The organism is Actinokineospora pegani, from assembly GCF_009745975.1.
In the GTDB taxonomy this organism is placed as follows: Bacteria; Actinomycetota; Actinomycetes; order Mycobacteriales; family Pseudonocardiaceae; genus Actinokineospora; species Actinokineospora pegani.
Genome location: NZ_WHOL01000039.1, coordinates 89147 through 116018 on the forward strand (window position 1 = coordinate 89147; position 26872 = coordinate 116018).

Genomic DNA, 26872 nt, shown 5'->3' on the forward strand with positions numbered 1-26872 from the left:
TCGGCCTCCCCGGCCACCGCTCCAGCCTGCCCGCCGCGGTTCGTGACTTGTCCACACCTCGGTGTCCGACCGCGTTGGCAGTCGTTTTGTGGACTTCCGACGTTTTTGTCGGTGGTCGCGGCTAACCTCCGGCACAACACTTCGCAACATCTTCGGACTCGAACACGCAGGAGGAACCGTGGGCTGGCTCGACGCCGCGTCCGGGTACCAGGTGCGACTCGGGGAGAACCGGCGGGTCCAGTGCCGCAACGGCAAGGGAAAGCAGCTCTCCTCGGTCCCCGCGTCCATCAAGGACGACCCCCAGGTGGTGCGGTTGCGCCAGCTCGCCGAGTGGCTCGCCCGGCACGACGACGAGTGCCTGTCCGCCGTGGACGGGTGGATGGTGCGCTCGCTGCCGGTCCCCACGGCGCTGCTGGTCGAGGTGTGGCCGGACGAGGCGTGGTCCTCGGCGCTGCGCGACCTGGTGGTCACCGCGGGCGACGAGGTCGGGTTCCTGCGCGACGCGGACCCGGACAAGGGCGTCGGCGTGGTCACCCTCGACGGCGACACGGTGCGGCTCAAGGCCGACGCGGTCACGGTCCCGCACCCGGTGCTGCTCGATGACCTCGAGGAGCTGCGCGAGTTCGGCGCGGAGCTGGGGGTCGAGCAGAAGGTGCAGCAGCTCTTCCGGCGCACCTTCGCCAAGCCCGCGGAGTTCGCCGCGGGCAAGAAGACGGTGGACGAGTTCGCGGGCGGCAGGTTCGAGCAGTTGACCCACGCGCTGAGCCGGTGCCGCGGCCTGGGCTACCCGGTGCGCGGCGGCGACGCGGTCTATTCGGCGTTCGAGGGCGGCCGCGAGGTCGAGGCGCGGTTCTGGCTCGGCGGCGACTACCCCGAGAGCGAGACCTGGACCGGCGAGCTGCGCTGGTCGCTGGCCGACGGCACCGGGGTGGCGCTGGCCGAGGTGGGGCCGGTGGCGTGGTCGGAGGGCATGCGGATGGCGGCGGCGGTCCACGCGGGGCGCGTGGTCGAGGAGAAGGCGGCGGGGCAGTGAGCGCGAAGACGACCAAGCAGGACAGCGGGGAGAAGGCAGCCTCGGCGCTGATCGCCGCCGGGGCCGTGCTGCCCGGCGTGGGCGCCGCGGGCGACGACCGCGACACCATCACCGCCCGCCGCTACACCCACCCCGCGCTCGAGGGCCGGGTGGTGGTCCGGCTGGTGCCCCAGGTGCTCGGCGTCGCCGAGGACCTCACGGCCGAGTTCCTCGGCTTCGACGCCCCGGACCGCGCCGAGGGCGTGGGCACCGGCAGGCGCAGCGCGCTCGGGTTCCCCGCGTGGGCGCTGATCAACGACCCGGACAACGCCCACCACGCGCTGAACCTGGTCAAGGACGTGGAGAAGCTGGCCAGGACCGCCCGCTCCCGCGCGGGCGCGGCCAAGGACGGCTTCACCGCGCTCGGCGAGATGCTCGGCCGCTCCGCCCCGCACTTCCTGCCCACGTTCTACGAACAGGCCGGGCGGGTGTTCCTCGAGCACGGGAACCAGACCTACGCCGCGACGATGTTCGGCAAGGCCCGCGAGGCCGAGGAGGTCCACGACCTCCAGGTCGACCCGGACCGCATCCGCGAGGTGTTCCTGGAGTTCGCGTTCGCGGGCGCGCTGACGGCCAAGGCGCTGTCCGCGCACGCCAAGGGCCTGGCCCGCAAGCACGACCCGGTGGCCGCCTACGAGCTGTTCCGCACCCTGTGCGTCGAGCGCACCCGCGGCGGCCTGGCGCCCTACACCGGCATGCCCGAGGACCTGCGCAGGCTGGCCAAGGCCGCCGAGCTCGACCTCGCCGCCGAGGACGAGCGGCTGCTGCGCGCCATCCTCGACAGCAGCGCCATCAACCGGGCGGGCGCCGGGTTCTGGAAGTCCTACCGGGCCGCCGTGGTCCGGCTGGCCACCGCCGACGCCGCGGTCCGGGCGCAGCTCCTCACCTTCGTGCCGGACGCCGCCGCCGCGATCGACCCGTGGATCTCCATTCTGGAGGAGTGCGGGGCCACCGCCGCGCTCACCGCCGCGCGGCCGCGCGCGGGCGACACCGTCTCGCCCGCCCGCTGGCTGTCGTCCGCCGTGGCCTCGAGGGCGGGCACCTGGAGCGAGGTCTCGCGGTCCGCCGCGCTGCTCGACCTGGTCGAGCGCATGGGCCCCCGGCTCGTCGCCGACGGCGTCGCCGTCGAGGCGGTGCACGGCTGGCGGCAGCGCGAGGTGGACCTGCTCGACCTGCTCCTGGCCCTGGGCGTGCCGATCGTGCGCAAGGAGCGCAGGCAGATGCAGCTCCTCGTCGGCAAGTGGCTGGCCGACGAGGAGCCCGGCCGCCGCGACCTGACCGCGCTGGCCGCCGACCCGGACATGCTCTCCGCGCTGGCCACCGGGTTGCTCGGCCACGCCAAGGACACCGCGGGCAAGGGCGCCATGGGCGTGGAGACCGTGCAGACCGCCATGTCGGTCCCCGGCCTGCGCGCCGCGCTGCGGCACTGGATCGTCGAGCGCGCCGAGGCCGAGCCGAGCACCGGCCTGCTCGTGCTGGGCAACCGGCTGGACGCGCTGCGCGTCGTGGGCACACCGGAGGCCTTCGCCGACGTCCCCGACGCCGCCGCCGCCATCGCCGCCACCGACGTGGTCGGCGCCCTGGCCGCCACCCTGCGCGCGGGCCTGCTCGACGAGGTGGGCTGGGCCGCGCTCGACGAGACCGTCACCCGGCTGCGCGCGGGCGCGGGCAAGGACGGCCGGGTGGAGGTCTGCGGCGAGGGCTGGCCCGCCCTGGTGCTGCGCTGCGGCGAGCGGTTCGTCGTCGTCGGCCCGGACGGCGTGCTCGCCGAGCACACGTCCCGCATCCCCGCCGACGACCGCCACGAGTGGCGCTTCTCGCCGCGGGCGAGCTGGTTCGACGGCGTGCTCCTGGTGCGCTGGAACGGTCGCGAGCGCGACCAGGCCTACTGGAGCGACGCCCCCGACACCATCATCGACCTCGGGGCGACCTCCCTCACGCGCGACGACTTCCCGCCCTCGATCGCCCTGCCCGGCGGCGGCCGCTGGGCCGGCGGCCGGGTCGTGCGCCCCGGTGACACCAGCGTGCCCGCGGCCGAGAACGCGCACAGCGACGGCGTGAGCCTGTGGACCAGCGCCTACCAGGGCGATAGCTGGCGCTGGTACGAGGTCGACCCGGCCAGCGGCGAGCGCGGCCGGGCCAGCGCGCCCCGGTTCCTGGAGGACTTCGCCGCGGACGGCACCAGCCTGCACCTCACCGCCAGCCACCTGCGCCCCGCCGTGGCCTGCACCGAGGCCAGCCCGCTGGGCGCCGCGAACGGCCTGCACGGGTGGCGGCTGCGCACCGAACCCGACGGCTCGCTGCTCGGCGAGGGCGTCGACGGCAGGAGCGTGCGCCTGGCGAAGGGGTCCGAGGAACCCCGCGGTCTGCTCGACCTGCCCGGCGGCGGTCAGATGCTGCTGTCGCAGCGCTACCGCAACATCGGGCTGCGCACAGTGGACGACGCGCTCCAGGGGGCGGTCATCCCCGGCGAGGCCCACCCCGACGCCGCGCCCGGCACCCCGATGATCGTCCCGCTGCACTGGTGGCACCTGCTGCGCCCGCGCGACGAGGCCGGGTCGGCCGCCCTGCGCGCGGTCACCGACGAGGTCGCCCGCGCGCTGCTCGACGCCGCGGTGGGCGAGCCGCGCGAGGAGGACGCGCGCTCCCCCTGGGCCGAGTACGCGGCCCTGGTCCAGGGCGAGCGCGGTGTCCTGGCCTCGGCCGTCGTCGCGGCGCTGCCCGCGCTGACCCACCCCGGCCTGCTCGCGAGCGTGGTGCGGGTGGTGCGCCGGGCGGCGCGGCTGAGCACCGGGTACGGGGAGTTCGCCGCGATCGCCGAGGCGGCCCGCGCGATCGACCCGGCGGCCCTGGTCCCGACCGGGCCCGTGGTCACCGACAACGACGTGGACGCCGCGCTGGGCTGGTTCGGCTCCCACCGGTCGCACGGCTCCCGGGGCGCCGCGCGCACCGAGGTGCCCGACCTGGTGGCCGCGCTCGTCGCGGCCACGGCCGAGCCGGGCACGGCGGCGAAGCTGCCCGAGCCCGCGGCGGGGCAGTGGTACGAGGTCCTCGGCTCGCTCGGCGCCGTGGCCTACCGCGCCGCGTCGCCGCTGACGACCGACGCCGAGCGAACCGCCCTCGTGCTGGTGCTGCGCTGCCTGGCCGGGCTGGGCCTGGCGGGCGCCGCCGGGCACTGGCGCAAGGTCAGTGTGCGCGCGCCGAAGGACACCAGCGTTCCCCTGCACCAGGTCATCCCGACCCCGGGCGGGTTCCTCGCCCTGTTCACCAGGAGCTACAACCGCAACGAGGGCCACAGCTCGCACGGGCTCCAGCACACGTCCACGCCGGGCGCCTTCACACTGCCCGCGGGCTGGTTGCTGGAACGCTCCGAGGACCTGAGCGAGCGGCTCGACGCCGTGGGTGTCGAGCGGTTCCTCGACACCCTCGCCGAGCGCGGACCCGTGCCGCTGACGACGGAGGCGGCGGCCGCGCTGGCCGAGGCCACCGGGCTCGGCGAGGCCGAGGCCGCCGTGCTGCTGGCGACCATGCCCGCGGTCGACGCGTGGGGCGCGACCTACCTCGACGCCGCCCAGCGCAAGCTGATCGGCGTGTCCACCGGCGCGGCGAAGGCCGCCCGGCAGCGGTTCAAGAGCCTCGGCAGGCGCTACCGCCGCGAGCTGTTGTCGGCGGCGCTCCCGGCCGACCCGGCCCGGCTGTGGGACACCGGCCCGGACCTCGCCGCGGTCGCCGACGTCTGGGTCGCCCAGCACGGCCGCCGGGTACCGGTCCCCGAGGACGTGCTGGTGGACGCGGCCAAGCAGCTTCGCGGCGACCGGACGGTGGAGTACCTGGCGGGCATCGCCAACCCGGACACCGCGGCCTGGCTGACCAGGGACGCCCACGCCTACCTGGACGGGGGCCAGCTCAAGGTCCGCGACGGCACGGGGTTCCTCAACATCCACTTCAGGGAGGTCCCCCCGGTGCTGCTGTGGCTGGCCCAGCGCCTGCCCGCCGCCGCGCCGCTGCGGGCCCGGCTGCCCGAGGCGCTGCGCCTGCTGCACGACCGCGTCACCGCCGCCGACTTCGCCGTCGAGCTGAGCTCCTGGGCAGGCACCGAGGAGGTCTGCTCGGTGCTGGGCATCGACCAGCTCGCGGTGGGCGCCACCGTCGAGCACCGGCCCTGGCTGCACGTGATCAGCGGCGGCGAGCGCTACTGCCGCGTCGTCGTCCACCCCGGACTCATCGGCGAGCAGGACACGCCGCTGCTCGCCGCGCTCGTCCAGGTCACCCACGGCCATGGGCTCGTCCAAGCGATGAGGCTGATCCTCTCGGACGGGCTCGCCGCCGCGTGCTCGGTCACCGCGCCGCCCGACACCGACCCCGGCGCCTACCACCAGGACCCGACGGTGTCCGTGCCGCACCTGGTCGCCGACGTCGCCGCCCGTCACGGCCTCGACGAGGACACGGCTGTGCTGTACCTGCAACTGCTGGCCCTGCACGACCCCACCGACGCCAACGTGGCCAGGTGGACCGGGTGGAAGCCCGCGCGGCTGCGCAAGGCCAGGGCGGCGCTGGCCGAGACCGACCTGGTGCTCTCGGCCAAGCGCGCCAGGGCGGGCCGGTCGCTGTTCCTGCCCGGCGGGTGGCTGGCGCTGTCGGCGCCGCACCTGCCGCTGGAGCGGTGGAAGGCGCCGATGTTCGGCTTCACCGCCACGCCCGGCCGGGTCATCACCCCCCTGGGTCCTGTCGCCGACCTGTTCACCACGGCCTGGGGGCGGGTGCTCGACGGCGACGCCCCCGCCTACGAGGAGCTCAAGACCGGAGGACGCCGGTGACCGCCACCGCACCCCCCACCCGGCAGGTCGAGCCCGCCGAGGACGCGCACGCGGCCGAGCTGGCCTTCCTGGCCGCGTTCGACCAGGGCCGCCGCCCACCCGGCTGGCGGCTGACCCCGCGTGCCGCGGTCACCTTCGTCATGGGCAGCGGCGGCGACGCGCTGCCGCTGCCCGGAAAGGTGGCGGGCCTGCCCGCCCGGCTGGCGATCACCCCGAAGTTCGTCGGCGACCGCGCCCTGGTCGAGCGGGCCGTGGTCACCCTCGCCGGGGAGCGCGGCCTGCTGCTGGTCGGCGAGCCGGGCACCGCCAAGTCGATGCTCTCGGAGTTGCTGGCCGCCGCCGTGTCCGGCAGCAGCCAGCTCACCGTGCAGGGCACCGCGGGCACCACCGAGGACCAGTTGCGCTACGGCTGGAACTACGCGCTGCTGCTGGCCGAGGGGCCCAGCCCGCGCGCGCTGGTGCCCTCACCGGTGCTCACCGCGATGCGCACCGGGGCGGTGGTCCGGGTCGAGGAGGTCACCCGCTGCCTGCCCGAGGTGCAGGACGCGCTGGTGTCGATCCTGTCCGACCGGCGCATCTCCGTCCCGGAGCTGTCGGGCACCGACGGGGCCACCGTGCACGCCGCGCCCGGGTTCACCGTCATCGCCACGGCCAACCTGCGCGACCGGGGCGTGTCGGAGATGTCGGCCGCGCTCAAGCGCCGGTTCAACTTCGAGGCGGTCGGCCCGATCGGCGACCTGGCCGCGGAGACCGAGCTGGTGCGCAGGCAGGCCAAGGCCGCGCTGGACCGGGTCGAGGCGCCGTTCGCGGTGGACGACGTCGTGCTCGAGGCGCTGGTGACCGCGTTCCGGGACCTGCGCAACGGGGTGTCGGAGGAGGGGTGGGCCGTCGAACGGCCCTCCACGGTGATGAGCACCGCGGAGGCGGTGTCGGTGGCCACCGCGATCGGCCTGGCCGACGCCTACTTCCCCGGCGACCGCGACCCGCTGTCGCTGCTGCCCGGCCACCTGCTCGGCGTGGTCCGCAAGGACGACCCCGCCGACGCGGCCCGGCTGCTCGGCTACTGGGACGGCGCGGTCCGGCGGCGCGCCGAGGGCGGCGCGCGCGCCTGGCGACGACTGTGGGAACTCCGTGACGTCCTCGACTCCTGACAGCCCCGGTGTGGTCGGCCAGCTGGCCGACCACACCGCTCCGCACCTGATCGGGGTGCGCCACCACTCGCCCGCGCTGGCCGCGGTGCTGCCCGCGCTGCTCGACGCGGCCGCCCCGGAGGTGCTGCTGGTCGAGCTGCCAGGGGAACTGGGGCAGTGGCTGCCGCACCTGGCCGACCCGGCGCTCACCGCCCCGGTCGCGCTGTCCGGCGCGGGCCGGGACGGGGCAGGGGTGGCGTTCTACCCGTTCGCCGACTTCTCCCCGGAGCTGGCCGCGATCCGCTGGGCCCGGCGCAACGGGGTCGAGGTGCGCCCGTGCGACCTGCCGCTGGCGTCGCGCGACGACCACCGTGACGACCACCGCGGCGGTGGGCCCCGGCACGGCTCGCCGCTGGCGGACGCGTTGCGCCGCACGGTGACCGGCCGCCAGGGCGACGACCTGTGGGACCGGCTCGTCGAGGCGGCCGCCCCCGGGCAGGCCCCGGAGGCGGTGCGCCGGGCCGCCCTGTACGTGGGCTGGGCACTGCGCAGCGACTCCGCCGGACCGGACGGGGACGGGGTGGACCCGCACGACCTGCGCCGCGAGGAGTGGATGCGGCACGCCGTGGCCGAGGTCGGCGGGCGGCGCTGCGCGGCGGTCATCGGCTCCTTCCACGCCGCCGCCCTGCTGCGCGGTCCGGACGGGCCGCGCGAGCCGGTGCCCCCGGCCGACGTCGTGACCTCGCTGGTGCCCTACGGGTTCGCGCTGCTCGACGAGCGGTCCGGCTACCCGGCGGGCATCCGCGACCCCGAGTGGCAGCAGGCCGTGCTGGCCGCCGCGGGCGACCCGGCCGAGATCGAGGCCGCCGCCGCCCGGGTGATCACCGCCGTGTGCGCGGGGGTCCGCCGCCACGGCCACCCGGCCGGGCCCGCCGAGGCGCGCGAGGCGCTGCGGCTGTCGATCGACCTGGCCCGGTTGCGCGGGCTGCCCGCCCCCGGGCGCGGCGAGGTCGTCGAGGCGGTGCAGACCGTGCTCACCCACGCCGAACCGCTCGGCCGCGGCCGGGTCGTGGCGCAGGCCGCGGGCGAGGTCCTCGTCGGACACCGCACCGGGCTGCTCGCCCCCGGCACACCCCGCTCCGGGCTCGCGCCCGCTGTCGAGGAGCTGCTGGAGGAATTGCGCCTGCCGGGCCCGGCCAGCCGCGAACCCGTCCAGTTGCGCCTGGACCCGCTGCGCTCCCCACTGGACGCGCGCCGCGAGACAACCCTGCACCGCCTGCGCGCACTCGGCGTCCCCTACGCCACCGAGACGGCCACCACCGGTGTGGGCGGCGGCGACACCCTGAGCACCCGGTGGACCGTGAAATGGACCCCGGCCACCGCCGCCACCCTGCCGGTCGCGGGCCTGTGGGGCGCCGCTGTCGAACCGGCGGCCCGCGGCAGGCTGCTCGCCCGACGCGCCGACCGCGCCGCCGGACCGGGCCACACCCCCTCCGACGTCCTCACCGACCTCGCCACCGCCGCCGCGTGCGGCCTGCCCGAGGTCGTCGACGAGGTCCTCGACGACCTGGCCACCGTCCTGCCCGCCGCGGCCACCCTGCCCGAACTGCTCACCGGCCTGGACCTGCTCGACCGCCTCCGCGCGGGCCACCTGCCCGGCACCCCGGCCACCGTCCTCGACGGGCACCCCCTGCTCGTCGAGGAACTGGAATCGGCGGCTGTCGCCCAGGTCGACGGCCTGGCGGGCTCGCACGACCCGGCCGACGCCCGCGCCATGGTCGAACTCGGCCTGCGCCACGACACCCGGGGCACCGCGCTGCGCCTGGCCGCCACCCTGGCCCGCCTCACCACCGACGGCGCCCCCGTCATCGCGGGCGCCGCGGGCGCCACCCAGGTCCTGCTGGGCCTGGCCACCCCGACCGACCTGGGTGCCCGCGTCGGGTCCTGGTCGGACACGGCCACCACCCCCGACCGCCGCGACCTGCTCCGCCTCGGCCTCACCGGCGTCCTCGCCGCGGCGGCCCCGCTCCTGGAGACCCCCGAGGCGCTGAACCCCCTGCTCGACCGCGTGGAGGCCTTGGCCGACAAAGACTTCCTCGACCGGCTGCCCGCGCTCCGCGGCGCGTTCACCACCATCGGCCCGGCCGCGCGGACCCGCGTCCTGGAGGTCGTCGAGCACCGCACCGGGGCCCGCGTGGACGTGGCGGGCGCCCCGGACCCCGAAGACCTCGCCGACTGGCTGGCCGCCGAACAGGACGCCGTGGCCGTGGCCGCCGCACACAGCATCCCCGCGCCGTCGCCCGCGAGCCCGGACAGCGCTGTGGCGCGGCCTGAACAAGCCGAGCAGCCCGCGCCCGACGTGGGCGGGCTGGCGGCCGGGGTGCGGTGGCGGCTGGTGCTCGGCACCCGGGGCGACCGACCCGAGGGCGCGGTCCGCTACGCCGCCGCCCTCGACGAGCTCTACGGCCGGGAGCGGGGCGAGGGCGCGGCCCAGGGCGGCCTCGGCGCCGACCGGTCCAGTCCGTTCCCCGACGTGCGCGAGTGGTCCGACGAGCTGGCGGAGCTGTTCGGCGACGGTGTCCGCGAGGAAGTGCTCGCCGCCGCCGTCGAGGGTGGCCGGGTGGAGGCCGCCCTCGAGATCGACCCGGCCAGCGTCCGCCCGTCGGTGGAGCTGCTGCGCACCGTGCTCTCGCTGGCGGGCGGGTTGTCGGAGTCGACGCTGGCCCGGCTGCGCCCGCTGGTCGCCAGGCTGGTCCAGGAGCTGACCGCGCAACTGGCCACCCGCATCCGCCCCGCGCTGTCCGGCCTGCTGCTGCCCACCCCGACCCGCCGCCCCGGCGGCAAGCTCGACCTCCCGCGCACCCTGCGCGCCAACCTCGCCACCGCCCGCCGCGACGCCACGGGCCGGGTCGTGGTCGTCCCCGAGCACCCGGTCTTCCGCACCCGGGGCCGCAAGGCCAGCGACTGGCGCCTGATCCTGGCGGTCGACGTCTCCGGCTCCATGGAGGCCTCCACCGTCTGGTCGGCCCTCACCGCCTCGGTCTTCGCGGGCGTCCCGTCCCTGTCCACGCACTTCCTGGCCTTCTCGACCGAGGTCGTCGACCTCACCGACAAGGTCGGCGACCCCCTGTCCCTGCTCCTGGAGGTCCGCGTCGGCGGCGGGACCCACATCGCGGGCGCGCTGCGCCACGCCCGCTCCCTGGTCACCGTCCCCGAGCGCACCATGGTCGTCCTGGTCAGCGACTTCGAGGAGGGCGGCCCGGTCGCGGGCCTCACCGCCCAGGTCCGCGAACTGGTCACCACCGGGGTCACCGTCCTGGGCTGCGCCAGCCTCGACGACACCGGGGCGGCCCGGTACTCGGCCTCGGTGGCGGGCGCCCTGGTGGCCGCGGGGATGCCGGTCGCGGCACTGAGCCCGCAGGAGTTGGCCCGGTGGGTGGGGGAGAAGGTGCGCGGGTGATCGCGCTGTTCGAGCGAGAGGCTGTCCAGTGACCGTGCCACCGGTGGCGCCCGCCGTGGTCGCCGACGTCCTCGACGCGCTGCCGCCGCGGCTGCGCAAGCGGGTCGACGCCTCGCTGGGCCGGGCCGCGGAGTGGGACGTGGTCGTCGAGGGGGACAGCGCCAAGGCCGCCCTGGACGAGGAGACCACGCTGCGGTGGGGTCTGCGGGGTGGGGTCCTGGCCGCCGCGGACGATCTGGTCTGCGGGTGCCTGTTGGCGCCCAAGTGCCTCCACCGGGGGATCGCGGTCGCGGCGGCGGAGGTCGCCGAAGGTGGTGAGCCGGAGGTCGTGGCCGAGCCCGCGGCGGAGGTGGCCGAGGACGTCGAGGTCGTCGAGGTGCGGGCGGACGAGCGGGAGGCGGCTTCGGCGCTGTGGGACGCCGTGGCGACTGTGCTGCGCGGGGGAGTGGCGGGCAGCGGCGCCGTGGTGCGGGCGGAGTTGCTGAGGGCCGTGCACTCCGCTCGGGTGGCCGGGCTGCACCGGGCGGCGGCCGGGGGACTGCGGGTGGCGGCCGCGCTGGCGGGTGCCCGGGCGGGGGCTGACTCGTTCGACCGCGAGGTGCTCACCGAGGACCTGACGGAACTGCTGTTGCTGTGCCACGACCTGCGCTCCGGGATCGGCGACCCGGGCGAGCTGCGGGGCACGGCCCGTCGCGAGTACCGCCCCGCTGGCGCGCTGCGGCTCTACGGTCTGTGCACGGAAACCGTTGTCGCCTCTTCCGGATACGGCGGTGTGGTCACCCATTTGGCCACTGAGGACGGTGTGCTGTGGACAGTGCAGGCGGTGCTGCCCGGTGGCGCCGAGCGCGTCGCACCCGCCGCTGACGGGCCCGTCGCGCTGGGCGAGTCCGGCCTGAGCCATCGCGCGCTGGGGCGTGGTGGGCTGCTCCTGTCCGGCGGCACCGCCTCCGCCGATCGGCGACTCGGGGCGGGCCAGGCGGTCCGGGCCGTCGCCGCCGCAGGGGTGGACTGGTCCGCGCCGCCGCTGACCGCGTTGTGGGAACGCCCCTTGTCCGAGCAGGTCGCCGCAGCGGCGCTGGCCGCGCGGCGCCCGGACGGACACCGACCCGCCGGGGACGACCTGCTGTTCCTCGACGCGCTGGTGCTCGGCCCCTCCGGGTCCGCGCTGCGGGTCGTGGTCCAGGGAGCCGAACTCGACCTCATCGCCTTCGGCGAGCGCGCCCGGCAGAACCTGCGGGTCCTGGGCCAGTCCCCGGGAACGCGCACCCGGTTCATCGCCCGCCTGCGCCCCGACCAGCCGGGCACCGCCGTCGCCATCGCCGTCTCCGGCGGGCTCGCCCTGCCCGGTGACCGCAACGGCCGGATGGACCTCGGCCTCGACCGGATCCAGCGCTCCCACCTCCCCGAGGGCACCGCCGTCCCCCAGCGGCCAACCCCCCACCAGGACCGCGTGCCCGCCCCCCTGCGCCCACTGGCCAACGCCGTGCACCGCGTCGCCGTCGGCGGCCGGTCCGCCGCCGCGTTCACCGCCACCGACCGGGACGTCGCCCGACTCACCGCGATCGGCATGACCGCCACCGCCACCGTCCTGGCCGACCTGTCCGCCACCGCCCGCGACCGCCACCGGGACGCCTTCGGCCGCGTCCGGCAGGACCAGGGCGACGCCTTCCCCACCGCCTGGCTGCGCGCCGCACTGCACGTCCGCGAGACCACCCGCGCCAGCGCCCGCCGAGGCTGGCAGGCGGTGGTCAGCACGGGCTGAGCGCGATGCGTCCGAACCGGTCGCGCAGCAGCGCGATGATCTCGGCGGCGACCAGTCCGAGGTCGGTGATGGGACGTGGTGGCCGGAGTGCCCGGCGATGACGTGCCTGCCGCGTGCGGACCGCGCTGCCCGGTGGGCGTTGGCCTCGGCCCGCGTCGGGGGGCGCATGCCCGACTCGGTCAGCGCACCGGAGATGACGGTGGCCGCGATGTCGCCCAGCGGCGGGGGACTGTCGCGCCACGCCAGGGGTGAAGCCTGCGCGGTCGAGGTCGCGGCGCGCGTCCTCGGGCAGGGCGCGCGGCAGCCAGTCGAACCTGCGCTTGGACAGGCCCAGCCCGCTCTGCACCGAGTTGGCGCCGATGACCACGCGCTCGCCGATGCGGACGAGGCAGCCGCCCGCGCTGTGCCCGACGAGCACGAACGGGCCCGGTCCGAAGTGGTCGAGCACGTGGCCCAGGTCCTCGGCCATCCGGGCCAGTGTGCGCCCGGCCGGTCCGGTGCGCTGCGGCCCCGGCCGGACCGGTCGTAGACGACCGCCCGCGCGGCCTTCGCCACGAGCGGCCGCACCAGCGCCCATGTGGACCGGTTCGCCGCCGCGCCCGCCTCGAACGCGACCGTCGCCCCGCAGCCCGGGCCGGGCAGCGCCATCGCGAACAGTTCGCGCCCGTTCTGGACATGGTCGCACACGAACTTAGGTAGCCTAAGTTATCGGTGGGGCTCGCCGAGGATGCCGCGCAGCGCGGGCAGGACCGCGTCGAGGTCCCGGCTGGTGCGGAACACGACGATCGCGTCGTCGCCGTGTCCGGCGGGGCGGGCGGTGAACAGGTCGACCGTCTCGGTCAGGGCGGCCTCGAACTCGGCCTCCGGGGCGCTGGTGACCCCGCGCAGCCAGCGGCGCAGGACGTGGTTGTGCGCGGTGACCACGCCCGCCGCCATCAGTTCCGCCTTCAGCGCGGTCTCCGGCGTGCGGCCCATCCAGCCGTGCAGGAACTCGCGGAACAGGCGTTGGTAGCGCTGCAACCCGGCGATCTCCCGCGCGCGCAGGGCGGGGACGCCGCGGGTCAGCCGGTAGCGGGCCAGGGCCAGGTCGCCCTCGGCCAGGTAGTGGCGCAGCACGAGCCGGGCGGCGTCGGTGACCGCGACCAGGGCGGTCTCCTGGCTCGACCCGGCGAGCCTGGCCTCGATCGCGCTCAGCAGGGCGTCGCGGTCGGGGAAGATGACGTCTTCCTTCGAGCGGAACGTGCGGAAGAACGTGGTGCGGCCGACCTGGGCGCGGTCGGTGATGTCCTCGACCGTCGTCTGGTCGTAGCCGCGCTCCTCGAACAAGGCGAAGGCCGCATCGATCATCCGGTCCTTGGCCGACCCCTCGGGCATCCGCTCCTCCGCTCCGCTCGGGACAACCCTATTGGTGCCCCGCGACACCGGTGCCCCGGGACACAGCGACTCGACGAAACGGTGGGTACTAAGTACCGTCGAGGTGGAATCCAGTTCCAGGGAAGCGGGGTCGCGGGATGGCGTTGCGGCGGGTCGGTGTCGTGGGGTGCGGGCTGATGGGCGCCGGCATCGCGGAGGTCTGCGCGCGCGCAGACCTGGACGTGGTGGTCGTCGAGTCCGGCGCGGCGGCCGCGGCCGCGGGCCGGGCGCGGCTGGCGGCCTCGCTCGAGCGCGCCGAGACCAAGGGCAAGGTCGCCGACGCCGCCGCGGTGCTCGACCGCGTCCGGCTCACCACCTCGCTCGACGAACTGGCCGACCGCGACCTGGTCATCGAGGCGATCGTGGAGGACGCGGCGGCCAAGGTCGAGCTGTTCGCCAAGCTCGACGCCATCGTGTCCGCGCCGGGGGCGCTGCTGGCCTCCAACACCTCGTCCATCCCGATCATGAAGCTGGCCACCGCCACCCAGCGGCCCACCCACGTGCTGGGCATCCACTTCTTCAACCCCGTGCCGGTGCTGCCGCTGGTCGAGCTGGTGCCCAGCCTGCTCACCCTGGACGAGACCACCGACCGGGCCGCCGAGTTCGTCGGCGCCGTGCTGGGCAAGCACGCCATCCGCAGCAAGGACCGCGCGGGCTTCGTCGTCAACGCCCTGCTGATCCCGTTCATCCTCGCCGCCATCCGGATGCTCGAGTCCGGCTTCGCCGAGCGCGACGACATCGACGCGGGCCTCGTGCGCGGCGCCGCGCACCCGCAGGGCCCGCTGGCGCTGGCCGACCTGATCGGCCTCGACACGACCAAGGCCGTCGCCGAGTCGCTGTACGAGGAGTTCAAGGAGCCGCTCTACGCCCCGCCCCCGCTGCTGGCCCGGATGGTCGACGCGGGCCTGCTCGGCCGCAAGACCGGCCGCGGCTTCTACACCTACTGAGAGGAGGCCCAGGATGACCTTTGACCTGTTCCGCACCACCGACGACCACGACGCCCTGCGTGCGGCGGTCCGCGAACTCGCCGATGAGCGGATCGCCCCGCACGCGGCGGAGGTCGACGAGCTGGCCCAGTTCCCGAAAGCCGCCTACGACGCCTTGGTGGCCTCGGACTTCCACGCCCCGCACGTGCCGGAGGAGTACGGCGGCGCCGGGGCCGACGCGCTGGCGACGTGCGTCGTCATCGAGGAGGTCGCCCGGGCCTGCGCGTCCTCGTCGCTGATCCCGGCGGTCAACAAGCTGGGCAGCCTGCCGCTGATGCTCGCCGGGTCCGAGGAGCTCAAGCGCCGGTACCTGCCGCCCTTGGCCTCCGGGGACGCCCTGTTCTCCTACGGCCTGTCCGAGCGCGACGCCGGGTCCGACACCGCCTCGATGCGCTGCCGCGCCACCCCGACCGGCGACGGCTGGGTGCTCAACGGCCAGAAGTCGTGGATCACCAACGCGGGCGAGTCCGAGTACTACACCGTCCTGGCCGTCACCGACCCCGACGGCACGCGCGGCAAGAACATCTCCGCCTTCGTCGTGGAGCGCTCCGACCCGGGCTTCACCTTCGGGGCCAAGGAGAAGAAGCTCGGCATCAAGGGCTCACCCACCCGCGAACTGCTCTTCGACAACGTCCCGGTCCCCGGCGACCGCATCATCGGCGAGCCCGGCCAAGGTCTCAAGATCGCCCTGCGCACCCTCGACCACACCAGGGTCACCATCGCCGCCCAGGCCGTCGGCATCGCCCAGGGCGCGCTCGACCACGCCGTGGCCTACGTCAAGGAGCGCAGGCAGTTCGGCAGGAGCATCGCCGACTTCCAGGGCATCCAGTTCATGCTCGCCGACATGGCCATGGCCGTCGAGACCGCCCGCCAGATGGTCTACGTCGCCGCCGCGAAGTCCGAACGCGACGACCGCGACCTGGCCTTCTTCGGCGCCGCGGCCAAGTGCAACGCCTCGGACGTGGCCATGAGGGTCACGACGGACGCGGTGCAGCTACTCGGCGGGTACGGGTACACGCAGGACTTCCCGCTGGAGCGCATGATGCGCGATGCCAAGATCACCCAGATCTACGAGGGCACCAACCAGATCCAGCGCGTCGTCATGGCCCGCCACCTGCTCAAGGGCTGAGCCGGCCTGCGTGCCGGTGGGGAACGCCTCTGCGCGGCAGGCGCTCGTCCTCGACGTGCGCCAGGGAGGACGAGCGCCTGTCCGCGGCCCCGCCGCCAACGAGAAGTCAGACGGTCAGCACGAGTTTGCCGGTGACCCGGCCGCTCTCGCCGACCTCGTGCGCCTTCCCGGCCTCGGCGAGGGGGAACTCCTGGTCGACGTGCACGCGGAGCTTGCCCGCCTCGACCAGGTCGACGAGGCCGAGCAGGCCCATCCGGTCCGGCTCGACCAGCAACGGCGCGGTGCGCACACCCCGCTCCTCCGCGGCGGCCACGACGCTGTCGGCCAGGCCGCCGGGGAAGGCGATCAGCAGGCCGCCGGGCTTGACCGAGGGCAGCCACCGCAGGTCGCTGTCCGCGCCGACCAGGCCGAGCACGAGGTCCAGGCCACCCACCTCGACGCCGGGGTCGTGGTAGTCGATGGGCTCGTCGACGCCGAGGGAGCGGAGGAAGTCGTGCTTGGCCGCGCTGGCGGTGCCCAGCACGTGCGCGCCGCGGGCCTTGGCGATCTGCACGGCCAGGTGACCGACCCCGCCCGCGGCGGCGTCGACCAGGACCCGTTGCCCCGGCCGCAGGTCGGCGACGACCACCAGGCCCTGCCACGCCGTCAGGCCCGCCAGCGGCAGCCCCGCCGCCTCGGTGTGCGAGAGCGCCCGCGGCTTGCGCACGAAGTGGCGCGACGGCGCGGTCACGTACTCCGCGTACGCGGCGGCCTCGCGGGGGAACCACGGCATCCCCAGGACCTCGTCGCCCACGGTGACCCCGGTGGCCCCGAAGCCGACCTCCTCGACGACCCCGGAGACGTCCCAGCCCACCGAGTACGGCGGCGTGCCGAGGAAGACCTCCTGCGCCCGCGACTTCCAGTCCACCGGGTTGAGGCCTGCGGCGCGCACCCGCACCAGCACCTCGGTCGGGCCGGGGACGGGGTCGGTCCACCTCGACCACCCGCAGCACCTCGGGGCCGCCGAACTCCTGCTGGGTCACCTCGCGCATGCCCTGCTCACTCCTTCGTCGATGGACTCCGCGCCATCTTGGGGCCTGGAGCGGGGGCCGCACCGCTTCGGCGAGCTGCGCCGGTCCGTGGACGGCATCAGCCAGAAGACGCTCACCCAGAACCTGCGCAACCCGGAGCGCGACGGCTTCGTCACCCGCACCGTCTACCCGACGACGCCACCCACGGTCGAGTACGCGCTGACCCCGATGGGCGCCGAGGTCAGCGCGTACCTGACCGCGCTGAGCGCGTGGTCGCAGGCCGACTTCTCCCGCATCCGCACCGCCCGCGACGCCTACGACACCCGTTCGCTCGACCCCGTCACCTGATCTGCCCGGTTTTTGTCCTTCACCCCCGGGGCCCCGTGGCCCTACAGTGCTGGCCTTGGCCACGGCGACACGGGATCGGGTGAAGTGAGCGGCAAGATCGCGTTCTGGTCGTACTCGCGCCACGACGACGAGGCGGAGGGACGCAGGATCCACCAGCTCGCGCTGGACATCGGCGAGCAGTTGCACCTGATCACCGGCGACCGGCTCAGCGCCTGGGTCGACCTCGACGACCTGGAGTGGGGCACTCCCTGGCGGGAGACGGTCGACGACGCGGTGACGGCGGTCGACTTCTTCGTCCCCATCGTGACCCCCCGCTACTTCCAGCGGCTGGAGTGCAGGCGGGAGCTGAACCTGTTCGTCCGGGGCAGGCGCCAGGTCTCCGGCAGCGCGCGCCTGCTCCCGATCCTGTACCAGGACCTGCGCGACGACCCCCTGACCGCCGCGGACCCCGCGGTCGCCGACATCCGGTCCATGCAGTACCGCGACTGGACCAAGGTCAAGCACCTCGAGCGCGACTCGCAGCCCTACCGCCAGGGCACGCACGGCATCGCCACCAAGCTGGTCGAGCTGGCCGCGACGCCCGCCGGGCCGCTGCCCGCCGCCGCCGACCGCGCCCACCGGCTGGTCACCTCCGTCCTGCGCGGCCTGGTGGACGTGACCGACCTGCTGGTCGCCGCCACCGCCGAGGGCGCCGACCCGGACTCGCTGGTGCCGCGGCTCAAGCAGCGCGCCCCCAAGCTGCTCGCGGCCGCCCACGTGGTCAACGGCGACGTCTACGAGGCCCAGGTCCGCGCGAGCCGGGCGGGCGACGCGGAGCTGGACGCGGCGCTGGTCCGGCTCGGCGGTGTCCTCGCCGCCACGCTCGACCGGTGCGGCGAGGTCGCCGAGGCCATCCGGGCCTGGGGCAAGGGGGACGACCGGGTGCGCGACGCGCTGCGGCCGGTGGAGCTGGGCCTGCGGCTGGTCGCCGACGGGCGGGAGACGATCGAGCGGTGGACGGGGGGACGTCGGTGACTGACGACCAGGGGCGGTTCCGCGACCGGGCGCGCGACCTGCGCGGCAGGCTGCGCGAGGTCGAGGCCGACCCGGGCCTGCCGCTCGACGAGGTGGTCGACGGCGTCGCCGAGTTGGTCAGCGCCGCCCTCGACCACGTGCACGCGGTGATCACCGCCGCCGCCTCGGTCGACGCCCCCGCCCCGAGCGCGCGGCGCCCCGCCGCCCGGCCCCGCGATCCCGAACCAGAGGCCCGCCCCGCGACGGTGCGCAACATCGTCAGCGGCGGCCACCACGGCTCGATCATCCAGGCGGGCCAGATCCACGGCTCCGTCCACTACAACGACTCCGGCCGCTGATCCCGAGTCCGGTTCAACGGCCGGACCAGGGTGAGGGCGGCGTCGGTGCTGGGGCGCTCGGTGAAGCCGAGGCGGTGGTAGAAGGCGATCGCGCGGGTGTTGGCGCGGTGGACGCCCAGGTGGACGCCGGGGGCGCCCGCGGCGGCGAGGGCTTCGAGCATGGTCGTCAGGAGGAGCTTGCCCGCGCCCCGGCCCTGCAGGCGGGGGAGCAGGTCGATGTGGAAGTGGGCGGGGTGCTCGCGCAGGATCCCTGGGTCCGCGCGTCGGGGGGAGTGGATGTGCCGGATGACGCGGCCCTCGAAGGTGTCCGCGTCGGTCGGCGGGTAGCGGGGGCGCAGGGCGGGCCACCAGTGGTCTTCGCACCAGCGCTCCAGGGCGGCGGTGTCGGGGGTGCCGACCACGTAGCCCGCGACGCCCCGGTCGTCGACGCCGACGAAGCCGAGCGCGTGCGGGGACACGGCGTAGGGGCTGGCGTAGGCCTTGCCGATCAGTGCGGGGTCGGTGAAGTCCGCGGTGGCGTCGCCGCCGGTCTCGGTGCCGGTGCGCAGGCAGATGTCGGCCAGGGCCGGTTCGTCCGCGGCGGTCGTGCGGCGGACGATCACGTGATCAGTCCCGGTAGGACTGTTGCGGGCACGGCGCACCTCCTGTCGGGGCACCCAGTCAAACGGGGCCTCGACGGGTTCGTCAAGCAGACGGGACTGTCGGTGGGCGGCGGTACGGTCCCGCCACCGACGAGGACCCCGCCGCCCACGAGAACGGAGTGTCACACGGCCGACACCGAACCGCAGAACGCCGCCGGGAAGGTGCTCTGGCACTTCACGATGTCCCTGGACGGCTTCGTCGCGGGCCCGGACCACGGCATGGACTGGTTGACCGGCATGGCGTTCCGGCCGGGCTTGACCGAGGAGTACGCCGCGACGACGGGCGCGGTGCCGGGCGGCCGCGCCGGGTGGGACGCCTCGCCGGACCCGCGGCTCTACGGCGGGGCGTGGACCGGGCCGGTCTTCGTGCTCACCCACCACCCGCGGGACGCCCCGGCCGTCGAGGGCGTGACCTTCCTCGACCGCGACCCCGCCGAGGCGGTGCGGATCGGGCTGGCGGCGGCCGGGGGCAAGAACCTGGAGGTGCTGTCGCCGACCATCGGCCGCCAACTGCTCGACCTCGGCCTCATCGACGAGATCGACATCCACCTGGCGCCCGTGCTGCTCGGCGCGGGCATCCGGCTCTACGACAACCCCGGCGCCACGCCCGCCCGGCTGCTCGGCACGGGCGCCGATCCCACGGCGGTGGTGAACCTGCGGTACAGGCCGGTCTGAGATCGGTTGCCGCGCAACGACCCCGGTCGGCATGGAGCGTGCGGTCGAGCGAGCCGAGGCCGCTGGGAGCGCGGCGGGACAAAGCCGCGCCGTGGGGGCGGGAGCAGCCTGGTCCGCGCCGGTCGTGGCGGACCAGTCGCGGTCCCGTCCTGGCCGCCGGACAGGGCGGGACCGCGTCGAGGACTGTCAGGCGCCCACGTAGGCGGCGAGGTGTTCGCCGGTGAGGGTGGAGCGCTTGGCGACCAGGTCGGCCGGGGTGCCCTCGAAGACGACCTGGCCGCCGTCGTGGCCCGCGCCGGGGCCCAGGTCGATGATCCAGTCGGCGTGGGCCATGACGGCCTGGTGGTGTTCGATGACGATGACGGACTTGCCGGAGTCGACCAGGCGGTCGAGCAGGGTCAGGAGTTGTTCGACGTCGGCGAGGTGCAGGCCGGTGGTGGGCTCGTCGAGGACGTAGATGCCGCCCTTGTCGCCCATGTGGGTGGCGAGTTTGAGGCGTTGGCGCTCGCCGCCGGACAGGGTGGTGAGGGGTTGGCCGACCTTGAGGTAGCCCAGGCCGACGTCGTGGAGGCGGGTGAGGATGGCGTGGGCGGCGGGGAGCTTGGCCTCGCCCCCGGCGAAGAACTCCTTGGCCTCGGCCACCGACATGGCCAGCACCTGGCTGATGTCGCGGCCACCGAGGGTGTACTCCAGGACCGAGGCCTGGAAGCGCTTGCCCTCGCACTCCTCGCACGTGGTGGCCACGCTCGCCATGACGCCCAGGTCGGTGTAGAGGACGCCCGCGCCGTTGCAGGTCGGGCAGGCGCCCTCGGAGTTGGCGCTGAACAGGGCGGGCTTGACCCCGTTGGCCTTGGCGAAGGCCTTGCGGACCGGCTCGAGCAGGCCGGTGTAGGTGGCCGGGTTGGAGCGCCGGGAGCCGCGGATCGGGGTCTGGTCGACGGTCACCACGCCCGCGTCCCTGGGCATCGACCCGTGCACCAGCGAGCTCTTGCCCGACCCGGCGACACCGGTCAGCACGCACAGCACGCCGAGCGGGATGTCGACGTCCACCTCGCGCAGGTTGTGCTTGTCCGCCCCGCGGATCTCCAGCGCCCCGGTGGGCGCGCGCAGCGCCTCCTTGAGCGCGGCCCGGTCGTCGAAGTGGCGGCCGGTGACGGTGTCGCTGGCGCGCAGGCCCTCGACCGTGCCCTCGAAGCAGACCGAGCCACCCGCCGAGCCCGCGCCGGGACCGAGGTCGACGACGTGGTCGGCGATCGCGATCGTCTCCGGCTTGTGCTCCACCACGAGCACCGTGTTCCCCTTGTCGCGCAACAGCAGCAACAGGTTGTTCATCCGCTGGATGTCGTGCGGGTGCAGGCCGGTGGTGGGCTCGTCGAAGACGTAGGTGACGTCGGTGAGCGACGACCCGAGGTGGCGGATCATCTTCACCCGCTGCGCCTCGCCGCCCGACAGCGTGCCAGACGGCCGCTCCAGCGACAGGTAGCCCAGACCGATCTCCACGAACGAGTCGAGGGTGTGGCGCAACGTGGCCAGCAGCGGCGCCACGCCCGGCTCGTCGAGCCCGCCCACCCACTCGGCGAGGTCGCTGATCTGCATCGAGCAGGCGTCGGCGATGCTCACGCCCTTGATCTTCGACGACCGCGCCCCCGCGCTCAGCCGCGTGCCGTCGCACTCGGGGCAGGTGGTGAAGGTGACCGCCCGGTCGACGAACGCCCGGATGTGGGCCTGCATCGACTCGCGGTCCTTGGACAGCATCGACTTCTGGATCTTCGGGATCAGGCCCTCGTAGGTGAGGTTGACGCCCTGGATCTTGACCTTGACCGGTTCCTTGTGGAGGAAGTCGTGCATCTCCTTCTTGGTGAACTTGGCGATGGGCTTGTCCGGGTCGAAGAACCCGGAGTCGCGGATCACCCGCACCGTCCAGCCGTCGCCGGTGTAGGCGGGGATGGTGAACGGGTCCTGGTTGAGCGACTTGGTGTCGTCGTAGAGCTCGGCGAGGTCGATGTCGGACACCGACCCCCGGCCCTCGCAGCGCACGCACATGCCGCCCGTGCGGGTGTAGGTGGCCTTCTCGGCCTTGGTCGCCGCGCCGCGCTCGACGGTGATCGAGCCGGAGCTGGTGATCGAGGCGGTGTTGAAGGAGAACGCGGTCGGCGGCCCGATGTGCGGGTCGCCGAGCCTGCTGAACAGGATGCGCAGCAGCGCGTTGGCGTCGGTGGCGGTGCCCACGGTGGAGCGCGGGTCGGACCCCATCCGCTGCTGGTCGACGATGATCGCCGTGGTCAGCCCGTCGAGCACGTCGACGTCGGGCCGCGACTGCGTCGGCATGAAGCCCTGCACGAACGCGCTGTAGGTCTCGTTGATCATCCGCTGCGACTCGGCGGCGATGGTGCTGAACACCAGCGAGCTCTTGCCGGAGCCGGACACGCCCGTGAACACCGTGAGCCTCCGCTTGGGCAGCTCGACGCTGACGTCCTGGAGGTTGTTCTCGCGCGCGCCGTGCACGCGGATCAGGTCGTGGCTGTCGGCGGCGTGCCGCGCCTCGGCCTTGGCGGCCCTGCTCATCCCATCTCCCTCGCTCGACGGGGCCGGGTGCGTGCTCACGTCATCACCCGACCAGCCCAGCGCAGTATGTCCGACCGGACCGACACTCCGCCGCGGCACCGCCCCGGCCAGGGCGGTCCTAGCTCGGACAGGTCCCCCGTCGCAGGGTTTGCCCGCCGCCGCGCAGGGTCACCGTCGCCGTGCTGGAGTCCTCCCCGGCCAGCACCGTGCACACGATCTGGCTGACCGCCAGGGGGCTCAGCCGCGTGAGGTCGTCACTCAGGTCGACCTCGATCCCGTCCGCCGTCCACCGCGACTCCGCGGGGGCGGCGGACGCGGGCACCTCCGTCGTCAGCCCGTTCGCCGACTCCTCCGGGGTCGGGCCAGCGGCCAGCGCGGCGACCACGTCCGTCCCCCCGGGGCGCCCGACCGCCACGACCGCCCCGGCCGCGACGAAGTGCAGCACGGGGACCGCCGCTCGCGTGGGCCCGTCCGGCGCTTCCACCCCGGAGATCACACCGCTCGGTCGCACCCCGCAGCCTGCCAGCACGAGGCCGACCAGCGCCGCGCACACCACCCGCCTCACCGCGCGGCCACCGGAAGCCGCAGCGTGAACACCGCGCCACCCCCCGCCCGGTTGGCCGCCGTCAGCGCGCCCCCGTGCAACCGGGCGTTCTCCCAGGCGATCGCCAGGCCCAGACCGCTGCCCTCGGAGCGGCCGCGGGCGGTGTCGGCCTTGTACAACCGGTCGAACACGTGCGGGAGCACCTCCTCGTCGAGTCCCGGGCCGTGGTCGGCGACCTCGATGACCACGTCCCCTCCCGAGCGCGTCAGGGTCACCGCGACCGGGGGCGCGCCGTGGCGCAGGGCGTTGCCGACCAGGTTGGCCACGATGACGTCCAACCGGCGCGGGTCCAGCGTGGCGAGCACGGCGGGGGACAGGTCCGCGTCGACGTCGAAGCCCCGCACGCGCAGCGTCGCCCGGACGGCCTCGGCGACGTCGACCTCGTCCACCGCGAGCCCGGCCGCGCCGGAGTCGAAGCGGCTGACCTCGATCAGGTCGTCGACCAGGCGGGCCAGGTTCTGGGTCTCGCGGCTGACCAGCCGGACCGCCTGGCCCGCGACCTCGGGCAGGTCGGCGGCCTCGGCGTCGAGGACGTCGGTCACCGCCGCCATCGCGGCCAGCGGGGTGCGCAGCTCGTGGGACACGTCGGCGACGAAGCGGCGGGCGTCCGCCTCCAGCGCGCGCAGCTCGGCCACGTGGGCGCGCAGGGACTCCGCGGTGGTGTTGAAGGTGCGGGAGACCTCGGCCAGCTCGTCCGTGCCGCGCACCTCGATGCGGGTGTCCAGGTCGCCCTCGCCCAGCCGCCGGGCGGCGGTGCGCAGCTCGCGCACCGGGCCCAGGACGCTGCGCGCCGCCAGCAGCGCCAGCAGCAGGCCGAACAGCAGGCCCGCCCCGCCGATCAGCCACGCGTCCCTGGCCAGCCCCCCGACCGCTTCGGCTTCGGCGGTCAGCCGGCGCAGCACGTACACCTCGACACCCGACGGACGGGTGTCCACCCGCAGTCGCATGCCGATGACCAGCGCCGTCGTGCCCCCCAGGTCGACCCGCTGCCAGGCGACCCTGCCCTGGCCGACCTTGGCGCGCAGCTCGTCGGTGACCACAGCCGGGTCCAGCCCACCCCCGCTGAGCCCGCCGCCGGAGGCCAGCGCGACGCCCTCGCGGCCGGACACCGCGCCCGCGACCTGCCGCAGCAACGCGGCGCTGAGCGGTGTGGTGTCGAGCGGGTAGAGCCGCTGGACGCGGTTGGTCGTCTCGATGACGGCGTTGTCCTGGGCCCGTTGCACGATCGCGTCCCGGGCCCGCACGTAGCCCGCGCCCGCCACCGCTGCCGCGGTGACGACGCTGAGCAGCGCGAACGCCAGCAGCAGCCGGGTGCGCAGGCCCAGCCTCACAACGGGCCGAACCGGTAGCCGAACCCGCGGACCGTCCGGATGTACACCGGGGCCGCCGGGTCGTCCTCGACCTTGGCGCGCAGCCGCTGCACGCACGCGTCGACCAGCCGGGAGTCGCCGAGGTAGCCCTGGTCCCACACCGACTCCAGCAGCACCTGGCGGCTGAACACCCGGCCGGGCGCGGCCGACAGCTCCAGCAGCAGCCGCAGCTCCGTCGGCGCGAGCGCGACCGGCTGCCCGCGCTTGGCGACCACCAGCCCGTCGCGGTCGACGACCAGGTCGCCGTGGCGCTCCTGCCGGTCGGCGCCCGGCCGCCGTTCGCCGCGCCGCAGCACGGCCCGGATCCGCGCCTCGAGCACCCTGGCCCGCGCGGGCTTGACCACGTAGTCGTCCGCGCCCGCCTCCAGCCCGGCGACCACGTCGATGTCGTCGTCGCGGGCGGTGAGCATGATGATCGGCAGGTCCCCGGCCGCCCGGACGCGCCTGCACACCTCGAACCCGTCCACCCCGGGCAGCATCAGGTCGAGCACCACCACGTCGGGCGGGTCGGCGGCCACCGCGGCCAGGCCCGCCTCGCCGGTGCCGACGGCCTCGACCTCGTGGCCCTGGTAGGTCAGGGCGATCCGCAGCCCGTCCCGCACGGCGGCGTCGTCCTCGATGAGCAGTACGCGCGGCATGTCCCCACTATCGCAGCCGGGCGTCCTGGGCCCGTCCCCGACATGTCATGGTCCGGTGACGGATCTTGTCGCACAACCAGGACGTGACGCGCACGGCCCGGGGACAACCGCGGTCGAGAGTCGGTGGTGTACCGCTCCCAGCCTCCCAGGAGGACCGCCGTGTCCCGTCTCCGCGCCACCATCGGCCTCGCTGTCGTCCTCGCCGCCTGCGCCCCAGGGGCCACCAGCGCTCCCCCGGAGCCCACCGCGGAAGGCGATATCCCCGCCCACAGCAGCATCTCCCCGCACGACGACCACCCCGCCCTCGCCCGCCTCGACCCCGCCCTGCTCGCGGCCGTGCGCCAGGCCACCGAGGACGCCCGCCGGTCCGGGATCGAGCTGCGGGTCACCTCCGGCTGGCGCTCCGCCGACTACCAGCGCCGCCTGCTGGACGCCGCCATCGCCAAGCACGGCAGCCTCGAGGAGGCCCGCCGCTGGGTCGCCACCCCGGAGGGGTCCGCCCACGTCACCGGTGAAGCCGTCGACATCGGCCCCACCGACGCCGCCGACTGGCTCATCCGCAACGGCGACAGGTACGGGCTGTGCCAGACCTACGCGAACGAGATGTGGCACTTCGAGCTGCGCACCACCCCGGGCGGCCAGTGCCCCGCGCCACTGCCGGACGCGGGCGGCTGAGGACAAGAGGTGGCCTCGCCTTGCGGCCGCCCCGCCCGGTGCCCAGGGTCGGGGCGGACGCGCCCGGGCGGGACCAGTAGACATGTCGGGTGCGGACGAACTCGGGGACTCGGACCGACTGGGCCACGCGCTGGCGCGCGGCCAAGGCGAAGCGGCGATGGCTGGACCACCTGGCGCGGGCGGGGAACCGCTACATCGAGCACAGCGGGTACCAGTACGTCGCCTCGATCACCTACTTCAGCGTGCTGTCGATCGTGCCCATGCTGATGGTCGGGTTCTCCACGGCGGGGTTCGTGCTGGCGGGCAGCCCGGACCTGCTCGACGAGCTGCGCGCGATCGTCGCCAACGCCGTGCCCAGGGCACTTGACGCCGAGGTCGGCGACCTGCTGGACAACCTCATCGACGAACGCGCCCACATCGGCGTGCTGGGCCTGGTCATCGGGCTGTACTCGGGCTGGAACTGGATGAACGCCCTGCGCGACGCGCTGACCGCGATGTGGGACCAGCACCGGCGCGACCAGCCGCTGCTGAGCATGGTCGTCCGCGACCTGCTGGCGCTGTTCAGCCTGGTGGTCGCGCTGATCGTGTCCTTCGGCCTGACGGCGATCGGCGCGGGCGCGGGGGCGTGGCTGCTGGACCTGGCCGGGGTCGACGGCACCCCGGCGGCGTCGGTGCTGCTCACGGTCACCTCGGTGCTGCTCGCGCTCACCGCCGACTGGCTGGTGTTCCTCTGGGTGCTCACCAAGCTGCCGCGCGAACCCGTCGGCCTGCGCAGCGCCATCCGCGGCGCCGCCGCCGCCGCGCTCGGCTTCGAGCTGCTCAAGGTCGCGGGCAACATCTACCTGGGCATCATCGGCGGCTCACCCAGCGGCGTGGCGTTCGGCTCGGTCATCGGCCTGCTGGTCTTCATCTCCCTGGTGTCCCGCCTGCTGATCTTCATCACCGCCTGGACCGCCACCGGCAGCGACACCATCGAGCGCAGGCCGGTGCGGGCCCCGCCGCCCGCCGTGATCAACGTCGCCGCCCCCGAACCGGGCAACCCCCTGCGCCCCGCCCTCTTCGGCGCCGCTTTCGGCGCGGTCGCGACGTTCTTGCTCACCCGCCGGGACCGCTGACTCCTCGGCTTGTCCAGAGTGGACGAATAAGGGCCCCAAGATCATCCGGCGCTGGGGACCCCCCGATTCCACGTTACCGGTGGGGGCCGACAGGGTCGGGGTGTCGAGGT

20 protein-coding genes and 1 pseudogene are annotated in these 26872 nt (G+C 74.8%); 13 read left to right on the forward strand and 8 right to left on the reverse strand.

The annotated features are described in order from the left end of the window. The first annotated feature begins 178 nt into the window (after positions 1–178). Genes GCL84_RS02500 through GCL84_RS02520 form a run of 5 tightly spaced genes read left to right on the forward strand, consistent with a single transcriptional unit; the run spans position 179 to position 12241 of the window. Positions 179–1033 carry a DUF4132 domain-containing protein gene (locus tag GCL84_RS02500; protein ID WP_156753683.1) on the forward strand — a complete coding sequence of 285 codons (855 nt, stop codon included), beginning with the start codon at positions 179–181 and terminating at the stop codon, positions 1031–1033. After that, on the forward strand, positions 1030–5889 hold the full coding sequence (locus GCL84_RS02505; RefSeq protein WP_156753684.1) for a hypothetical protein: 4860 nt from the start codon (positions 1030–1032) through the stop codon (positions 5887–5889). Before GCL84_RS02500 ends, GCL84_RS02505 begins: the two co-directional genes overlap by 4 nt. Further along, positions 5886–7040, forward strand: coding sequence for an ATP-binding protein (locus GCL84_RS02510; RefSeq protein WP_156753685.1), 1155 nt, complete (start codon positions 5886–5888; stop codon positions 7038–7040). Before GCL84_RS02505 ends, GCL84_RS02510 begins: the two co-directional genes overlap by 4 nt. A gap of 10 nt (positions 7041–7050) precedes the next feature. Beyond that, entirely contained in the window at positions 7051–10479 is a 3429-nt protein-coding gene (locus GCL84_RS02515) for a DUF5682 family protein (protein WP_197522971.1), read from the forward strand. Between the two features lie 28 nt (positions 10480–10507). After that, positions 10508–12241: a hypothetical protein gene (locus GCL84_RS02520; RefSeq protein WP_156753687.1), complete on the forward strand. Its 1734-nt coding sequence runs from the start codon at positions 10508–10510 to the stop codon at positions 12239–12241. On the opposite strand, the gene GCL84_RS02525 is transcribed toward GCL84_RS02520, so the two are convergent. Both GCL84_RS02525 and GCL84_RS02530 read right to left on the reverse strand, forming a co-directional pair. After that, complete coding sequence (locus GCL84_RS02525) at positions 12228–12710, reverse strand: alpha/beta fold hydrolase (protein WP_235925942.1); 483 nt, start codon at positions 12708–12710, stop codon at positions 12228–12230. The two genes, GCL84_RS02520 and GCL84_RS02525, sit on opposite strands and share 14 nt — an antisense overlap. A 236-nt stretch (positions 12711–12946) precedes the next feature. Next, the gene (locus tag GCL84_RS02530; RefSeq protein WP_156753688.1) at positions 12947–13615 is read right to left on the reverse strand and encodes a TetR/AcrR family transcriptional regulator; all 669 of its coding nucleotides are present in this window, start codon (positions 13613–13615) and stop codon (positions 12947–12949) included. Positions 13616–13752: 137 nt separating this feature from the next. On the opposite strand from GCL84_RS02530, the gene GCL84_RS02535 reads away from it, so the two are divergent. Together GCL84_RS02535 and GCL84_RS02540 are read left to right on the forward strand one after the other, a co-directional pair. Beyond that, positions 13753–14601: a 3-hydroxybutyryl-CoA dehydrogenase gene (locus GCL84_RS02535; RefSeq protein ID WP_156753689.1), complete on the forward strand. Its 849-nt coding sequence runs from the start codon at positions 13753–13755 to the stop codon at positions 14599–14601. A 13-nt stretch (positions 14602–14614) separates the two neighbouring features. Next, positions 14615–15769, forward strand: coding sequence for an acyl-CoA dehydrogenase family protein (locus tag GCL84_RS02540; protein ID WP_156753690.1), 1155 nt, complete (start codon positions 14615–14617; stop codon positions 15767–15769). A gap of 106 nt (positions 15770–15875) precedes the next feature. On the opposite strand, the pseudogene GCL84_RS02545 reads toward GCL84_RS02540, so the two are convergent. After that, positions 15876–16800, reverse strand: a pseudogene (locus GCL84_RS02545) (NADP-dependent oxidoreductase). Between GCL84_RS02545 and GCL84_RS02550 the strand changes: the two are divergent. The 3 genes from GCL84_RS02550 (at position 16783) to GCL84_RS02560 (ending at position 18479) form a co-directional block, all read left to right on the forward strand. Then, positions 16783–17127, forward strand: coding sequence for a winged helix-turn-helix transcriptional regulator (locus tag GCL84_RS02550; protein WP_235925949.1), 345 nt, complete (start codon positions 16783–16785; stop codon positions 17125–17127). The pseudogene GCL84_RS02545 and the gene GCL84_RS02550 overlap by 18 nt on opposite strands. A gap of 84 nt (positions 17128–17211) precedes the next feature. Then, positions 17212–18141, forward strand: coding sequence for a toll/interleukin-1 receptor domain-containing protein (locus GCL84_RS02555; RefSeq protein ID WP_197522972.1), 930 nt, complete (start codon positions 17212–17214; stop codon positions 18139–18141). Continuing rightward, the gene (locus tag GCL84_RS02560) at positions 18138–18479 is read left to right on the forward strand and encodes a hypothetical protein (protein ID WP_156753692.1); all 342 of its coding nucleotides are present in this window, start codon (positions 18138–18140) and stop codon (positions 18477–18479) included. Before GCL84_RS02555 ends, GCL84_RS02560 begins: the two co-directional genes overlap by 4 nt. On the opposite strand, the gene GCL84_RS02565 is transcribed toward GCL84_RS02560, so the two are convergent. Continuing rightward, complete coding sequence (locus GCL84_RS02565) at positions 18458–19081, reverse strand: GNAT family N-acetyltransferase (protein ID WP_156753693.1); 624 nt, start codon at positions 19079–19081, stop codon at positions 18458–18460. The genes GCL84_RS02560 and GCL84_RS02565 overlap by 22 nt on opposite strands. 201 nt (positions 19082–19282) lie before the next feature. Here GCL84_RS02565 and GCL84_RS02570 point away from each other — a divergent pair, with 201 nt between their 5' ends. Next, entirely contained in the window at positions 19283–19795 is a 513-nt protein-coding gene (locus tag GCL84_RS02570) for a dihydrofolate reductase family protein (RefSeq protein WP_268891317.1), read from the forward strand. Between the two features lie 186 nt (positions 19796–19981). On the opposite strand, the gene GCL84_RS02575 is transcribed toward GCL84_RS02570, so the two are convergent. From GCL84_RS02575 to GCL84_RS02590, 4 genes are all read right to left on the reverse strand, one after another. Further along, positions 19982–22360, reverse strand: coding sequence for an ATP-binding cassette domain-containing protein (locus GCL84_RS02575; RefSeq protein WP_156753694.1), 2379 nt, complete (start codon positions 22358–22360; stop codon positions 19982–19984). Positions 22361–22478: 118 nt separating this feature from the next. Further along, positions 22479–22925 carry a hypothetical protein gene (locus GCL84_RS02580; RefSeq protein WP_235925943.1) on the reverse strand — a complete coding sequence of 149 codons (447 nt, stop codon included), beginning with the start codon at positions 22923–22925 and terminating at the stop codon, positions 22479–22481. Next, complete coding sequence (locus GCL84_RS02585) at positions 22922–24295, reverse strand: sensor histidine kinase (protein ID WP_156753695.1); 1374 nt, start codon at positions 24293–24295, stop codon at positions 22922–22924. Before GCL84_RS02585 ends, GCL84_RS02580 begins: the two co-directional genes overlap by 4 nt. Then, positions 24292–24972, reverse strand: a complete 681-nt coding sequence (locus tag GCL84_RS02590; protein WP_156753696.1) for a response regulator transcription factor — start codon at positions 24970–24972, stop codon at positions 24292–24294. The genes GCL84_RS02585 and GCL84_RS02590 overlap by 4 nt, the downstream gene beginning before the upstream one ends. Positions 24973–25131: 159 nt before the next feature. Between GCL84_RS02590 and GCL84_RS02595 the strand changes: the two genes are divergently transcribed. After that, positions 25132–25647: a M15 family metallopeptidase gene (locus GCL84_RS02595; RefSeq protein WP_156753697.1), complete on the forward strand. Its 516-nt coding sequence runs from the start codon at positions 25132–25134 to the stop codon at positions 25645–25647. Positions 25648–25736: 89 nt separating this feature from the next. After that, positions 25737–26762 (forward strand): YhjD/YihY/BrkB family envelope integrity protein, encoded by a 1026-nt coding sequence (locus GCL84_RS02600; protein WP_156753698.1) that lies wholly within the window; start codon positions 25737–25739, stop codon positions 26760–26762. The last annotated feature ends 110 nt before the right edge of the window (positions 26763–26872 follow it).